The sequence below is a fragment of the Fructilactobacillus carniphilus genome (assembly GCF_024029675.1).
GTDB lineage: Bacteria > Bacillota > Bacilli > Lactobacillales > Lactobacillaceae > Fructilactobacillus > Fructilactobacillus carniphilus.
The window spans coordinates 839,660-853,244 of sequence record NZ_CP097121.1; the positions used below are offsets into that span (position 1 = coordinate 839,660).

At 46.8% G+C, this 13,585-nt stretch carries 14 protein-coding genes; 2 read left to right on the forward strand and 12 right to left on the reverse strand.

Going from position 1 to position 13,585, the window contains the following annotated elements:
- The first annotated feature begins 124 nt into the window (after nucleotides 1-124).
- A complete protein-coding gene (abc-f, locus tag M3M37_RS04275) occupies nucleotides 125-2,071 on the forward strand; it encodes a ribosomal protection-like ABC-F family protein (protein WP_252794372.1) in 1,947 nt (648 codons plus the stop codon).
- Between the two features lie 46 nt (nucleotides 2,072-2,117).
- Here abc-f and M3M37_RS04280 read toward each other — a convergent pair whose 3' ends face one another.
- Nucleotides 2,118-2,624, reverse strand: coding sequence for a hypothetical protein (locus M3M37_RS04280; protein WP_252794374.1), 507 nt, complete (start codon nucleotides 2,622-2,624; stop codon nucleotides 2,118-2,120).
- A 178-nt stretch (nucleotides 2,625-2,802) separates the two neighbouring features.
- Nucleotides 2,803-3,564: a MucBP domain-containing protein gene (locus M3M37_RS04285; protein WP_252794376.1), complete on the reverse strand. Its 762-nt coding sequence runs from the start codon at nucleotides 3,562-3,564 to the stop codon at nucleotides 2,803-2,805.
- 645 nt (nucleotides 3,565-4,209) lie between these two features.
- On the opposite strand from M3M37_RS04285, the gene M3M37_RS04290 reads away from it, so the two are divergent.
- On the forward strand, nucleotides 4,210-5,058 hold the full coding sequence (locus M3M37_RS04290) for a 3-hydroxyacyl-CoA dehydrogenase (RefSeq protein ID WP_252794377.1): 849 nt from the start codon (nucleotides 4,210-4,212) through the stop codon (nucleotides 5,056-5,058).
- 61 nt (nucleotides 5,059-5,119) lie between these two features.
- On the opposite strand, the gene tsaD is transcribed toward M3M37_RS04290, so the two are convergent.
- The 10 genes from tsaD to M3M37_RS04340 all read right to left on the reverse strand — a co-directional run bounded on the left by tsaD (nucleotide 5,120) and on the right by M3M37_RS04340 (nucleotide 13,564).
- Nucleotides 5,120-6,154 (reverse strand): tRNA (adenosine(37)-N6)-threonylcarbamoyltransferase complex transferase subunit TsaD, encoded by a 1,035-nt coding sequence (gene tsaD / locus M3M37_RS04295; RefSeq protein WP_252794379.1) that lies wholly within the window; start codon nucleotides 6,152-6,154, stop codon nucleotides 5,120-5,122.
- Nucleotides 6,155-6,177: 23 nt separating this feature from the next.
- Complete coding sequence (locus tag M3M37_RS04300; RefSeq protein ID WP_252794381.1) at nucleotides 6,178-6,777, reverse strand: GNAT family N-acetyltransferase; 600 nt, start codon at nucleotides 6,775-6,777, stop codon at nucleotides 6,178-6,180.
- Nucleotides 6,761-7,486: a tRNA (adenosine(37)-N6)-threonylcarbamoyltransferase complex dimerization subunit type 1 TsaB gene (tsaB, locus tag M3M37_RS04305; protein WP_252794383.1), complete on the reverse strand. Its 726-nt coding sequence runs from the start codon at nucleotides 7,484-7,486 to the stop codon at nucleotides 6,761-6,763. Before tsaB ends, M3M37_RS04300 begins: the two co-directional genes overlap by 17 nt.
- Nucleotides 7,483-8,253: an acyl-[acyl-carrier-protein] thioesterase gene (locus M3M37_RS04310; RefSeq protein WP_252794385.1), complete on the reverse strand. Its 771-nt coding sequence runs from the start codon at nucleotides 8,251-8,253 to the stop codon at nucleotides 7,483-7,485. Before M3M37_RS04310 ends, tsaB begins: the two co-directional genes overlap by 4 nt.
- Nucleotides 8,253-9,149, reverse strand: a complete 897-nt coding sequence (gene rsmI, locus M3M37_RS04315) for a 16S rRNA (cytidine(1402)-2'-O)-methyltransferase (RefSeq protein WP_252794386.1) — start codon at nucleotides 9,147-9,149, stop codon at nucleotides 8,253-8,255. Before rsmI ends, M3M37_RS04310 begins: the two co-directional genes overlap by 1 nt.
- 2 nt (nucleotides 9,150-9,151) lie before the next feature.
- A complete protein-coding gene (locus M3M37_RS04320; protein WP_252794387.1) occupies nucleotides 9,152-9,478 on the reverse strand; it encodes a DNA replication initiation control protein YabA in 327 nt (108 codons plus the stop codon).
- 14 nt (nucleotides 9,479-9,492) lie between these two features.
- Entirely contained in the window at nucleotides 9,493-10,521 is a 1,029-nt protein-coding gene (holB, locus tag M3M37_RS04325) for a DNA polymerase III subunit delta' (protein WP_252794389.1), read from the reverse strand.
- Nucleotides 10,522-10,524: 3 nt separating this feature from the next.
- A complete protein-coding gene (locus M3M37_RS04330; RefSeq protein WP_252794391.1) occupies nucleotides 10,525-10,851 on the reverse strand; it encodes a cyclic-di-AMP receptor in 327 nt (108 codons plus the stop codon).
- Nucleotides 10,852-10,872: 21 nt separating this feature from the next.
- Nucleotides 10,873-11,502, reverse strand: a complete 630-nt coding sequence (gene tmk / locus M3M37_RS04335) for a dTMP kinase (protein ID WP_252794397.1) — start codon at nucleotides 11,500-11,502, stop codon at nucleotides 10,873-10,875.
- Nucleotides 11,503-11,623: 121 nt separating this feature from the next.
- Nucleotides 11,624-13,564: an ABC transporter ATP-binding protein/permease gene (locus M3M37_RS04340; RefSeq protein ID WP_252794399.1), complete on the reverse strand. Its 1,941-nt coding sequence runs from the start codon at nucleotides 13,562-13,564 to the stop codon at nucleotides 11,624-11,626.
- Nucleotides 13,565-13,585: the final 21 nt, after the last annotated feature.

Sequence of the window (13,585 nt, forward strand, 5' to 3'; positions counted from 1 at the left end):
AAAAAGATGCTTCTTTTTCAAATTCAACCCGCTTAGTTAATTCCATTAGGTTTGTGAATGATTTCATCTCGGTTTTACTTAGCAAACCACAAAATATGATAAGATTACGGCAGGAGGAAGCACAATGATTATTTTACAGGCACAACACCTGACCAAACGCTTTAACGGGACGCCCATTTTTGACGACCTTAATTTAACCATCGATGATCACAGTCATATCGGACTCGTAGGTCAAAACGGGGCAGGAAAATCAACCTTATTAAAGCTACTGGTTGATCCTAAAACCGCTAGTGATGGACACGTAACGATTAAACAAGGACTGTCAATTGGGTACCTCCCCCAAAATACAGGGTTACATTCTGACCGGACCATTGAGGCCGAATTAGAACTCCCCTTTGCACGTTTAATTAAAATGGAAACTCGAATTCACGAATTAGAAACCGAAATGAGTCAACCAGCGGTCATTGCTGATCCTGAGAAACTGGCGGCCATTTCCAAAACCTACGATCAATTACAAGCAGATTTCAAGCGCGACAATGGCTATGGCTATCACGCTGAAATTCGAACCGTCATGAGTGCTTTTGGGTTTTCAACTGCTGACCAAAACCGACCGATTAATGAACTTTCCGGAGGTCAACAAACTCGGGTGGCCCTGGCAAAACTGCTATTAGAAAAACCAGACCTTCTGATTCTCGACGAACCGACCAACCACATTGACATGGAGACCACGGCCTGGCTTGAAAACTTTCTCAAGTCTTATAGTGGCGCCCTGTTGGTGGTTTCCCATGATCGGTACTTCTTGGATCAAGTGGTTAATGAAATTTACGACCTCGAAAACGGCCGGTTGACCCACTACTCGGGAAACTATAGCTTTTTTGTAAAGGAAAAACAGCACCAGTTAGAGATTGCCGCCAAGAAATACGAAAAACAACAGCACCAAATCAAAAAAGACGAGGAGTTCATCCAAAAAAACATGGTCCGCGCTTCGACCACCAAACGAGCTCAATCCCGCCAAAAGCAATTGGCAAAAATCGAACGGGTTGAAAAACCGCATCCCCAACATGCGACCGCCCGCTTCCAATTCCATCCGAACCGTAAAAGTGGTGAGGTCGTGCTCGACGTAGAAAAGCTGGGCATCGGCTACCAAACAGAACTTAGTTACCCCATCGACTTCCACTTAAAACGCGGTCAACGGGTCGCCATCTTTGGACCTAACGGAGTCGGAAAATCCACGCTATTAAAAACAATTGTGGGTGAAATTCCCCCACTGCGAGGAACCATCAACTTTGGCACTGGCGTCCAAATCGGGTACTACGACCAACAACAGGCCCGCCTGCATCCTGAAAAAGACGTGCTTCATGAACTTTGGGATGACTATCCGACCACGCCAGAACGAGAAATTCGCTCCATCTTAGGCAGTTTTCTTTTTAGTGGGAATGCGGTCGAAAAACAGGTTGCCAACCTTTCTGGTGGGGAACGAGCCCGGTTGCTATTGACTAAACTTTCGATGCAACACGATAACTTCCTAATTCTGGACGAACCAACCAATCACCTCGACGTTGACAGCATCAACGTTTTGGAAAAGGCCCTGTTGGAATTTCAGGGTACGATTCTCTTTGTCTCTCACGACCGGTACTTTATCAATCAATTAGCGACCCACATCGTGGAATTGAGTGCGGATGGCTCCACCACCTACATGGGGAACTATGATTACTACACGGCTAAAAAAGCAGAAGAAGCAGAAATTGCGGCTCACGAACAGTCAGAAGCAGCTCCCGCGCCCAGCGAGCCGGTTTCAGAAAAAAAGCAACAGTTCCAACGCCAAAAGGACGTCCAACGCCAACGCCGCAAATTAGAACGATCCGTACAGGACTTAGAAAAACAACTGGGTCAGCTAGAGGAACAAGTAACTCAGGTTCAAACTGACATGACCCAGCCGGAAAACTACCAAGATCCAGAACGGAGTCAACAGCTCCAGGAACAACTCCACCAACTCCAATCCGAACAACAACGAGTGGAAAATGAGTGGGAAACCGCGAGTGTGGATCTCGAAGAACTTAACGAAGCTTAAAAAAACTCCCCGTCGGCGTCACGCTGACAAGGAGTTTTATTTATGACTATTTTAATAGTAGCAGGGAAAAATGAATCAATAGGGATAGAACTCCTAAGATACAAGCCCCCCGTTTGTCCTGATACTTAGTAAAACTAGCGTAACAAAACGTGAGGACTAGGACTTTGAGAGCTGCTGTGAGGATAGGCGTATTGATGTGAAATAATCCGGTCACTAATATGGTAATGGCATCCGCAATCAAAATGGCAAAACCCATTGCCACAAACAAGGCTTGAACATTTAATTTCCGGGAAAGCATTTTTAAAACCAGCCAATTAACTAAATAAGTGACTCCGAATCCCACGGTGGAAACAAATAAAACCAAGAACAGCTGGAAAAACGTAAACTGCAGGTCCGAAAAATGAGCCAGGTTCTTAACACCTAGTAAGGTGGTTCTTCCTATCAAAAACTTAGCACTGGTAAAGTACAAGACAACGTTCGGACATAAAACACTGATAACAAAAAATAGCAGGTAAGTTGGCCACGACCAGCGTTGGTTTGCTTGCTCTTCCATCTAAAATTCCTCCTGATTAAGCACCGTTGCTTAGCATTCTTTATAGTTTAACAGGCAATGTTTTTCAAAACAATTACTACTAGTTAGTTGCTAACTTTAATTTAAGATTAAAACTAAAAGAGGAACGCAGTTGCGCTCCTCTTTTAGTTTGATAACGTTTTAAAATTAATCATCATACTTAATGTTTCGGCACATAGCGGCGATGCCACACTACAGCTCCGACCACAATTGCCACTAAAACAATCCCCCCAATCACCCACGGTAAGATGCTGTGATGTGTCTTAGTTTTAGTTTTAGCTTGATCTTGATTCGTTTTTTTCGTTGCTTGCTTTTTCTGAACGGATTTTTTTTGCTTCTTTTTGGTAGTTTGCTTTTGGTCAGCTTTCGTAGTGGTTCCAGATGCGTCTGCCTGGTCATCAGCAGTTTGTCCCGACTGAGAAGTAGCTGATTGGCCTGTTGCGGTTGAATTTGTTTGACTGGCTCTGGTCGATTGCGAGGTAGTAGCGCCAGAATCACCCTGTTTTTTAGTAGCAGAATTCGTTGAGGTGGATTGCGAACCAGAACTAGTCTGACCTTGATTTCCGTTTGCCGAATAAATGATGGTCATTTCCTGAACTCCGGTACCATCGGTAGAACCCCCAAATACCATTGCAGGCCCATAACTATCGTTTTGTCCGTTTGCAACCCGGACGTACCGATAGCCATTAATGCTGGGCACCGAAGCATAGTAAGTCGTTCCTGATTGGCCCGTAGCTGTGGTTGCTGAGCGGATGGGATTGCCGTTCTGATCAACGTAGTGGACAATAATCTCTCCTTGGTCAGCATTCGAATTGGCCGTTTGGGCTTGAACCGTTAATGGGTTTGCTGACAGAGTAACAACCCCGACCGTTCCCAGTGTTAGTGCGACTACGCCAGTTAATAGGAATTTTGACTTTTTCATTGTGATTCATCCTCGTTTCATTATTACTTCAACGTAATTATACCACCAAATTAACTGGTTTTATGAAACCGTTTTAATGAAAAATTGCAATCTTACTTAGGCCGACCCTTTTTCATAATTTTCCAGATATACCAGTAATCGGCCAAGATAACCACGATTAAAAGTAATTCGCCGACCATTAACCAATCAAAATGCTACTGTAAAACGGTAATTAAAATTGAAGAAAAAACGAAAAAGACAATTACAAAGGGAACAGTTTTGACCTTCATGTTTTTATTTGCTTGGTAGGGATACAAAAGCAAAAAGATCAACATGAAAATTAACATGAACAGTGTAGCGATTTGATAAACGGTTTGACTAACAAAAGAACCGTAAAGCATTCCTAAAGAGGCTAAAAACCATAAGACACAGTCGCTGAATAAAATATTTTTAAGTTTAAACATTCATTAAGTCCTCCGTTACAGCTTGATTTCTTATTTGATGATTCACCTACTGTAACAATTAATCTAATTCATTTCAAGGTAGTAATCAGCAATAAATTATCCGCTTTCATTCCCTAATTCGCGGTTTCTAATTACGCTAGTTCTCATTCCATGGTGCTATACTTGCCTTGTACCAAATAATCCATAGAAAAGAGTGACCATCATGGAATTTAACAACGTTACCATCATTGGCGGAGGAACCTTAGGCTCCCAAATTGGCTTTATGTCCGCCTTTCATAACAAGAACGTCACCATCTGGGGCCGTTCTGCTCAATCTATTGACCGAACTAAAGCTCGAATTGCTCGCTGGGAAACGGCAGTTCAGACTGATTTAAACGCCACTGACGAACAAATCAAAAACGCCGAAAAGCACTTACAGTTCACCACTGATTTAAAGGATGCTTTAGCTGGTGCTGATCTGGTAATCGAAGCCCTGCCAGAAAACGTAGTAACTAAGGATGATTTTTACGCTCAGTTCAAGGACCTGGCTGATCCCAATACCATCCTTGTAACTAACACTTCTACCTTCTTACCTTCACAATTTGCTGAAGCAACTGGTCGGCCGGGTAAGTTTTTGGCTTACCACTTTGCCAACGAGATTTGGAAATTCAACACGGCCGAAATCATGCCACAAAGCAAAACTAATCCCGCTCTACCCGCGGAATTGCAACGATACTCTAAAGAAATTGGCATGATTCCAATCATGATTAATCAGGAACAACCAGGCTACATCTTGAACAGTCTCCTGGTTCCCTTTCTAAACAACGCTTTAATCCTCTGGAGCAAGGGAATTGCCAGTCCTGAAGACATCGATAACACTTGGACCATCGGAACTGGAGCCCCCAGCGGTCCCTTCCGGATCATGGATACAGTGGGAATGAAAACCATTTACGAAATCGCCCACAATTCCAGTGACCCTGATTTACAAGCAGCCGCCGAAAAGGTCAAAGCGATGATTGACGCCGGCAAGATTGGACGTGAATCTGGCGAAGGCTTCTACAAATACAACTAAGTAACTCCAACTAAAAAATGGTCGTCGGAAATTAATTTTTCCGACGACCATTTTTTTCAATTTAACGAGCGGCATCCGCTTCCCAATCAAATTCTAAACCGGGATCGGCATTTAGCAACATATCAGCCCGAGCACCATGGCGTTGTAACATGGCCCCAGCTGCGCCAATCATAGCGGCATTATCCCCACAAAGTTTCAACGGCGCCATCACAAACGGTACGCCTTGTTTTTCGACAGCCGTCTGTAAGGCGGTTCGCAATCCGTGATTAGCGGCCACGCCCCCTACCAAAATAAATTCCTTGGTCGGATACTGTTGTAAGGCCGCCAGCGACTTGGTCACTAACACGTCCACGACCGCTGCTTGAAAGCTAGTGGCTAAATCTTGTTTATTTAGCGTTTCGCCCACTTGTTCGGCATGATGCACGGTGTTGATGAAAGCACTCTTTAATCCACTAAAGCTAAAGTCAAAGTTATCTTCCTTCACCATGGCCCGCGGAAAATCAAAGGTATCCTGTCCACTCTGAGCCCATTGATCAACCGTGGGACCAGCGGGGTAGTTAATGCCTAAAACCCGGCCAATCTTATCGTAGGTTTCACCCGCCGCGTCATCCCGGGTTTCGCCGATAATCTGAAACTCGCCTTCTTTAGGCATCCACACCAACTCCGTGTGCCCACCAGAAACCACCAACGCTAACGCTGGAAATTGAATCGGGGTTACAAAGTTGGTGGCATAAATGTGGCCAGCCAAATGATTAACCGGGATTAACGGTAAATTGTGCGCCCAGGCCACCGCCTTGGCAGCCGTAATCCCGACCAGTAAGGAACCCACCAAACCAGGTCCATATGTAATGGCAACGCCCGTCAGATCTGCATAAGTAACTTGGGCCGTTTGCAGCGCCTTTTTTAGGCAAATGGTAATTTGTTCAATGTGATGCCGGCTAGCGACTTCGGGAACAACTCCGCCAAACCGCTGGTGACTTTTAATCTGGGTGGCCACCACGTTACTCAGAATTTCATTGCCACTCTTAATGACCGCCACGCTGGTTTCATCACAACTCGTTTCAAACGCCAGGATTAAACTTGTTTCTTCTTCCACTTTTTTCACCACTTTTTCGTTGCCTACCGGCCAAAGTTGCTGGCCGCTAAATAGTTCCGTTGATCTAAATGCAACTGGTAGTTAACCGCTGCTTCCCCGTCATCGTAATAATTAGGCTCTTCTTCTACCAAGACAAACCCTAAATCGCGCACCAAACTTTGCGAACGATCGTTACTCTTCCGACAGGTAAACACGACCCGGCGTAATTCCATCTCCCGCGCCCGTTCGATAATGGTCGTCACCAGAAAATAGCCGAGCCCGCGTTTTTGAAACCCCGGAAGAATCGCTAGGTTTTCAATGTGACAACAACTTTTTTTCCGAGAAATCACGATGCAGATAAAACCGACTAACTCATCGGCATGACGCAAAATCAGATAAAAGCGATCGTTCTGATTTTTTAACCCCGCCTTAAAGCGTTTAGGTCCCCATTTGACCTTGCTCCCATACGCAGCCTGATCCACCTTCACAATGTCCGGCAAATCAGTCATGGAACCCTTCCCGAGGAAATATTTCATCCCACTAATTTCCACAATCCGGTTTTTAAATTCCAGTGCTTCGGTAATCCGTTGTTCCTTGCGGTCGTTAATGTTTTGGCGGTACCACTCTTTAAACTTGTTCAACATAGTTGGTCGATCCTTCTCCTGGGTGTTTGTCCTGCCATTCTGCTTCGGCCTGCGTCAAGCGGAGGTAGTGTGGCACCACTTGGTCGATGTTGGCAACGGGCGTTAAGCGTTCCCCGTACAGACCTAATTGCCCGGCCTGAGGCAGATTATCCATTCCCGTCACCGTATGGGCCCGCTTGCCCAACCGTGCTTGAAGTTGCGGTAAAAAGTGGGCAACGTCTTCGCCCACAAACGTAATCGGTTCGTGCAAAGCCGCTAATTGATCGAGCCAAGCAGCAATTTCCACGTGTTGTTCGGGTAAAACCGAGCGGGGTCCGGTCTTCTTAATCCGGTAGCAACCAGAGAAAACGATGTCGTTTCGGGCATCAAACAACGGTACCACCAGTTGCTGCTCCGTCGTAACGTTTAAGGCCAACGTTTGCAAACTCGAAACGGTCACTAAATCAATGTTCAAGGTTGTCGCTAAAACCTTCCCAATCGTCACGGCCACCCGTAATCCGGTATAAGACCCTGGTCCCACGGCAATCACCACGCGTTCTAAATCCGCCGGTGTCAAGTTGGCCAACTTAACCAACCGCGCTACTTCATCCATGGCGTACGCCGCATGTTTGCGCTGGGTCGTGATTGTAGTCGTTGCAAGAACTTGCTCTCCGTCGACTACGGCCACCGAGAGCGGTCGATTCGACGTATCAATTGCTAGCGTTTTCATGCATCCGCCTTCTTTGGTTTAATCTTTGCCCACTTAATTTGGGCCGTCGCCCGCACCTGGTCCGCCGCCATAATTTGGTGGACCGTAACGGGGTGTGCTTCATCTCGATCCAAGAATTGGGCCTGACTAACCACTTCATCCCCGTACCGCACCTCATCAGCATACTTAATGCTAAAGTCCGTCGGCAGGTAATCCCGCAGGAAGTCAAAGTCCAGAGTGTTGGTAATCCAGCCCACGTAGTGAGTGTTGCTAACGTGACCGTTAAAGTCAATGTCAGTAAACAACACGGGATAAGTCATCGTTTGATCCGGTTCCCCACTCAGATTAGGAATCTTGGTCAAGCGTGGCAAGCGTTTGACGTGTTCGCTTCCAAAGGGTTCGGTTAACGCCGGATTAATTTTGACCATTTTTCTCGTCTGCAAATCCATCATGACCCACAGACTTTCCACATCAACCAACAGGTTATCAGCCTGGTCATACACCCGGTACAAACGACGGGCAAAGTAGTTGGTATGAGAAGCCGCTTGGGTTTCAATCCGCACTCGTTCGTTAGCCCGAGGCAACCGATGGATGTGTAAATCCTGTTGCACCACAATCCAGGTCACCCCGGTTGCCTGCACATCACTCACTCCCACGGAAAGTTCAACCGATTCATCTTCTGAGACCTGAATAAAGCTATCAATCAGACACTGGAGGGTGATTTTCCCGTGAATTTCGGTTTGAAAATTGGCAATTTTGTATCTTTCTGAAAAAACTGAAGCTGGCATTAACTCTTCTCCTCTTGATCAAGCTGGTGAAAACGATTGTAGACGGTCTGACGAACCAGACGGTTAGCCTTTGCCACCTGCTTAATGGCTTGATTGGGCTTTAACCCAGTTTGAATTAGTTGTTCGACTTGGTTTTCAATCGGAACTGTTTCCGTAACCGCTGCCGTGGTGGCTAATGGTTGGGGATCCGGATTGCCACCAACTAAGATGACAAATTCACCGCGAATCTGATTGTCTGTCGCCCAGTCAAGTAGCTCTGGGAGCGTTCCCCGCACGTATTCCTCGTGCTTTTTGGTTAGTTCCCGTCCTAGTGCCGCCGGCCGGTTACCCAAAACTTGCACCATGTTTTTTAGGGTCTGTTTCAACCGATGTGGGGCCTCATAAAAAATCAGCGTTACGGTTTCGTTCTGTAATTCGGTTAGTTCCGCTCGTTGTTCCTTCGGCTTCCGCTGTAAAAAGCCGTAAAACAAAAACGGCTGTGGAGCTAACCCAGAGGCAATTAAACTGGTTAAGCCGGCGGTCGATCCCGGCAAACTCACCACGGGGACGTGGGCCTGAATGCAGGCTACCACCAGTTCGTGACCTGGATCACTAATCGATGGCATCCCTGCGTCGCTAACTTGGGCAATCGTGTTCCCATCCTCTAACATCCTCACAAGCTCTGGAATCCGACTGGCCGTGTTGTGTTCGTGAAAACTAATTTGTTTCGTTTTAATTTCAAAGTGATTCAGTAATTTTTGCGTGTTCCGGGTATCCTCGGCCGCAATCACATCCGCAGTTTGTAGCACCTTTAGCGCCCGCAACGTAATGTCATCCAGATTCCCAATCGGGGTTGGAACCAGATACAGAATGCCCGTTTGGCGGGGCGCAAAACTACTTTGGGCATAAATCGTCATAATTACCGTTCTCCGTAAATAATGTCAGTACAAAAGATGCAGCTTTCGTTCGCTTCCCGGCGTTTGCCGTAGTACTGGTTACAAATGTGATAACCCTGATTATAGAGTTTTTCGAGGTTCTTTTTAGATTGGGATAACTCCCGCACGCCCTGATGCTTTTTTTCCGCGGCCCCTAAGAGCTCGCGCAGGTGTTCATTTTCGATTCGTAATTCCGAATTTTCCTCCAAAACTGCGGCCACCTTGGTGCGTAGCGTCGTAATTTTGGTCAGCATTTGCTCAAACTGCGTAGAAAGGTCATCCATGCCCTCATCTACATTTTTGGTTGACAATCCCTTCATCCCTCTCATTCGCTAGTTATGGACTGCAAACATTTTAACGTCAGCACTTCTAAGCTGCCCTGAAACCCTACGTTCACTCTTTGCAACTGAGACGTTGCCAGTATGTCATTAATCATACTGACAATTTGGTGATCTGACAATTGGTCAGCCGTTGATTTAAGCAAATCATAAATATCACCAAATGCCAGTTGCTCTGGAGCGCGGTTCCTAAATTTGACGTTAAATACATCCTTGAAAATTAAACACATCATTGTAATTGTCACGTTTTGACTAAAGCGGTCCTTAATCAAGGGCATTAAGTTCGTCTGGACTAACGGAAAGGCTCGCACATCACCCTTGCTAATCCAGGTAAACCAGCCTTCAATTTGTTGCTTCATCTTACTGAGCCACTGCTCCGCAATCAGCTGATCCAACTCGGTGGTGGAGTTCGTGATTTGCAGGGCCAAGTTAATCTCCGTCTTGCTCAAATCCCGCTCCGCCAAATAACTTTGTAAGGCTGCTTGTTTAATTTGCGGGAATTCCACTAACTGGGTCCGTGACCGAATCGTCGGCAAAATGTGGTGGTAATCGGTGGTCAACAAAAAGGCCGTTACCGTCGCCAGCGGTTCTTCAATCACCTTCAGTAGACTGTTAGCCGCTCCGACCGTCATCGTGTCGGCGGCATCAATGATAAAGACCTTCTGATTGCCTTCGACCGCACTCTTAGAAAACTCCCGTTTCAACGCCCGCACCTGCTCAATCTTAATTGATTGGCCGTCCGGTTCAATCACTAAAACGTCTGGATGTTCATCGTTCGCAATCCGCAGGCACTCGTTACATGCTCCACAGGGAAATCCTTCCTTAGTGGGATGTAAGCAAAACAGTGCCATCGTAGTAACCTTGGCGACCGCTAATTTACCATCCCCAGCACTACCTGAGAATAAATACGCATGACTCAGGTCACCCGCTTGCACTACTTGGACAAAGTGCTGAATCAGATCGGGTTGTTTGGCGTTCACGTCCGCTAGTAAGTGCTGTGCTGCCGTGGTTTCCATCGGCTAGAACCGGAAAAAGTCTTCAATCGGCAGCACCATGACCGTGGCTCCCCCAACTTCAACTTCGACCGGGTAAGCCGTGTCGTTAATGCTCCCCACCAGGTTAATGGGTGGCGTTACGTACTGATCCCGCGCCTGACAAGAGTGCTTAATTAAATCGAGTAACTCTGGGACCCGTTCGTCATTGATTCCCACCATGTACGTCACGTTTTTAGCCCGCAAAAAACCACCCTTTGTGGGTAGTTGTGTGGCAATGATTTTGTGTTCGTTTAACTGGGCTTGCAATTTACCGGCATCTTTTTCTTGAATAATCGCTAGGACTAATTTCATGTGTAATGACCTCCTCTGGGCTTACTTCAAGTGTTGCGTAATAATGGCGAGTACCTGGTTAGTTACAGTTGTTACTGATTGGGTCGCATCCACCCGCACAATTCGTTCGGGATGCGCTTGAGAAAGACGTTCGTAAGCATCATGGACTCGGACGTAAAAATCACGCTGCTCACGATCTAACCGGTTAGTGGACTGTTCATCGCGGTGTTCAATCCGTTCCAAACCCACCGCAACCGGAACCGCAAAGTAAATGGTTAAATCAGGGAGCACGCCGTTCGTGGCAAACTGATTTAACTCCAGCACTTCCTGTTCACCTAACTGCCGTCCGGCCCCTTGATAGGCCACCGAGCTATCGACATAGCGATCACAAAGGACCACTTGTTCTTGTGCTAGCGCGGGCAACACCGTCTGTTCCAGGTGCTGGCGTCGCGCCGCCGCAAAGAGGAGTGCTTCCGTGCGGTCATCCATGGCCTCGTTTTGTTCATCTACAATTAAATTCCGGATTTTTTCTGCGATCGGATCGCCCCCGGGTTCGCGAGTAACCACCAATTGCTTCCCCAACTGGGGTTGCAATCGGTCTACAACCTGGTTTAAGACGGTGGTTTTTCCAGCGCCGTCGTTTCCTTCAAACGTGATAAAGTGCCCGCTCATTCAGTCATCATTCCCCTTATTTTCTGTTTCGATTGTACTGTAATTTGACCAAATTGTCTATTTCCCGCCCCGGTCCGAAAATGCAAAAAAGACCGCCAACGCGGTCTTTTTCCCAGTTTAATTATTCAGCACTTAAACTAACTACCGGATCCACCTTAGCAGCTTTACGAGCTGGTAAGAGAGCGGCTAGTAAACAAATGACGACAGAAACTACGAGGCCAAAGATGGCGTTCCCCACCGAGATTTGCATGATGTTGTATTGAATCCCACCTTGCGACAAGGAGTTCGCCCCCCATTCGACTAGGTAAGCCAGAATAATGGCAAGCACCGCCGAGAAGAAGCCGAGGAACACTGATTCAAAAATAAACAGTTTCCGGATGTTCCCCTTCGAAAAACCAAGCGCCCGGAGAATTCCAATTTCCTTGGTCCGTTCGGCCACACTGATGTAGAGCACCACAATGATCATGATGGCAGATACCAAGAGTGAGATGGCCGCAATTGAAGTTAAAACAGCTACCGCCAGGTTCACGTAGGTGTTTAACGTGGAGACAATAGAACCAGCTCCCGTAATCTGGAAGGCCGGTTTGTTGCCGTTCATGATGGCCTTAATCCGATCTTGAACTGGTTGCACGTTTTGCACCCCTCCAGTGATGTCCACCGCAAGGTAGTTCGGTCCAAACGGAATGTTGTTAGCTCGGTACATCGACTGTAACGTTCCGTAGGTCACGGCATCCGGTAAGCTGTTCCCATCCGTAATCCCACTGATGGTTACTTCCTTTTGCATAATCTGTGGTGTCTGCGTTTGATCGTCAGAAGCACTCAGATAGAAAGTTGCCTTCGTTCCCAAGGCCTGGTTCGGGTGGTCATGGTTAATCTGTTTGGCTTCCTTTTTACTAATCAAAATTTCATTGGCCCGCGGAGCCCGACCGTACTTAATGTTGGACTTGCGCAAGGTGTTATCAAAGGTTTGCACGAGGGTCAACGGAATTGTTTGGTCGCCACTCTTTAACCGTGCACTCCCGGCAGCAAAGTAACCGGGTGACACTTTTTTAACGCCTGAAACCTTTTTCAAACGATTAACGTCACTTTGCTTCAACATAGTTTCCTTAGGCGTCGGATTGTCACTTTCCACGTTTTTAGCCACTTGAATCGTGTTCGGATTAATTTGGGAATAAATTTCGTGGTTAATGTACCCCTTGGTCCCGTTTCCGAGTCCCAGCATTACAATCACACTAAAGATTCCGATGGCGGCGCCAAACATGATCAACAGGTTCCGCTTCAAGTTATAGCGGAAGTGTTGCCAAGCCATCCCAGCCATCGACTTCATGCTAGCTACTTTATCCCGGAACGGTTTTTGTTGCTCGTCAACCGGATAAGCCGGTTTTAAAACCCGGTCATCGTCAATCAACCCGTTGGCCAGATGCACAATCCGAGTTCCGTAATCAGCCACTATTTGGGAGTGGGTTACAGCAATCACGAGTTTCCCGTCTTCTGCGATTTGATTTAGTAACCGCAAAATTTCGTCGGTATTTTGGGCATCCAACGCTCCCGTTGGTTCATCAGCAATGATGATGTCTGGGTCAGAAGCCAACGCCCGCGCAATCGAAACCCGTTGCTTTTGCCCACCTGATAATTGGTTCGGGTACTTGTTCTTATGTTCGGACAGTCCCACCTGATCTAATAATTCATCCGCACGTTTCACCTGTTCATGGTGTGACAGGTTCGTCATCTCTAACGAAACCATGACGTTGGCCCGAATCGTCAGGTGGCTAACTAGGTTAAAACTTTGGAACACAAACCCAATCGTACTCCGGCGGTATTGGTCCAGTTCCTTCGGCGTATCATGTTTCAACGATTTCCCGTTCAGTAACACGTCGCCGGTATACTGGCTGTCTAACCCCGCAATGATGTTCATTAACGTGGTCTTTCCACCACCGGATTCTCCCAGAATCGAAACGAATTCGCCTCGTTCGAAGTCCAGGTTAATCCCGTTTAAAACGTGAAATTCCTGATGATCCACTTGATAAGACTTGTGGATATCCTGTAGTTGTAAATAGGCCATCTAGTTCTCCTTTAGTCTAAT

Excerpts from the sequence above, each read along its gene's own strand:
- abc-f (WP_252794372.1), top strand. The coding sequence starts at position 125 with ATGATTATTTTACAGGCACAACACCTGACCAAACGCTTTAACGGGACG.
- M3M37_RS04280 (WP_252794374.1), bottom strand. The coding sequence starts at position 2,624 with ATGGAAGAGCAAGCAAACCAACGCTGGTCGTGGCCAACTTACCTGCTA.
- M3M37_RS04285 (WP_252794376.1), bottom strand. The coding sequence starts at position 3,564 with ATGAAAAAGTCAAAATTCCTATTAACTGGCGTAGTCGCACTAACACTG.
- M3M37_RS04290 (WP_252794377.1), top strand. The coding sequence starts at position 4,210 with ATGGAATTTAACAACGTTACCATCATTGGCGGAGGAACCTTAGGCTCC.
- M3M37_RS04300 (WP_252794381.1), bottom strand. The coding sequence starts at position 6,777 with ATGTTGAACAAGTTTAAAGAGTGGTACCGCCAAAACATTAACGACCGC.
- tsaB (WP_252794383.1), bottom strand. The coding sequence starts at position 7,486 with ATGAAAACGCTAGCAATTGATACGTCGAATCGACCGCTCTCGGTGGCC.
- M3M37_RS04310 (WP_252794385.1), bottom strand. The coding sequence starts at position 8,253 with ATGCCAGCTTCAGTTTTTTCAGAAAGATACAAAATTGCCAATTTTCAA.
- rsmI (WP_252794386.1), bottom strand. The coding sequence starts at position 9,149 with ATGACGATTTATGCCCAAAGTAGTTTTGCGCCCCGCCAAACGGGCATT.
- holB (WP_252794389.1), bottom strand. The coding sequence starts at position 10,521 with ATGGAAACCACGGCAGCACAGCACTTACTAGCGGACGTGAACGCCAAA.
- M3M37_RS04330 (WP_252794391.1), bottom strand. The coding sequence starts at position 10,851 with ATGAAATTAGTCCTAGCGATTATTCAAGAAAAAGATGCCGGTAAATTG.
- tmk (WP_252794397.1), bottom strand. The coding sequence starts at position 11,502 with ATGAGCGGGCACTTTATCACGTTTGAAGGAAACGACGGCGCTGGAAAA.
- M3M37_RS04340 (WP_252794399.1), bottom strand. The coding sequence starts at position 13,564 with ATGGCCTATTTACAACTACAGGATATCCACAAGTCTTATCAAGTGGAT.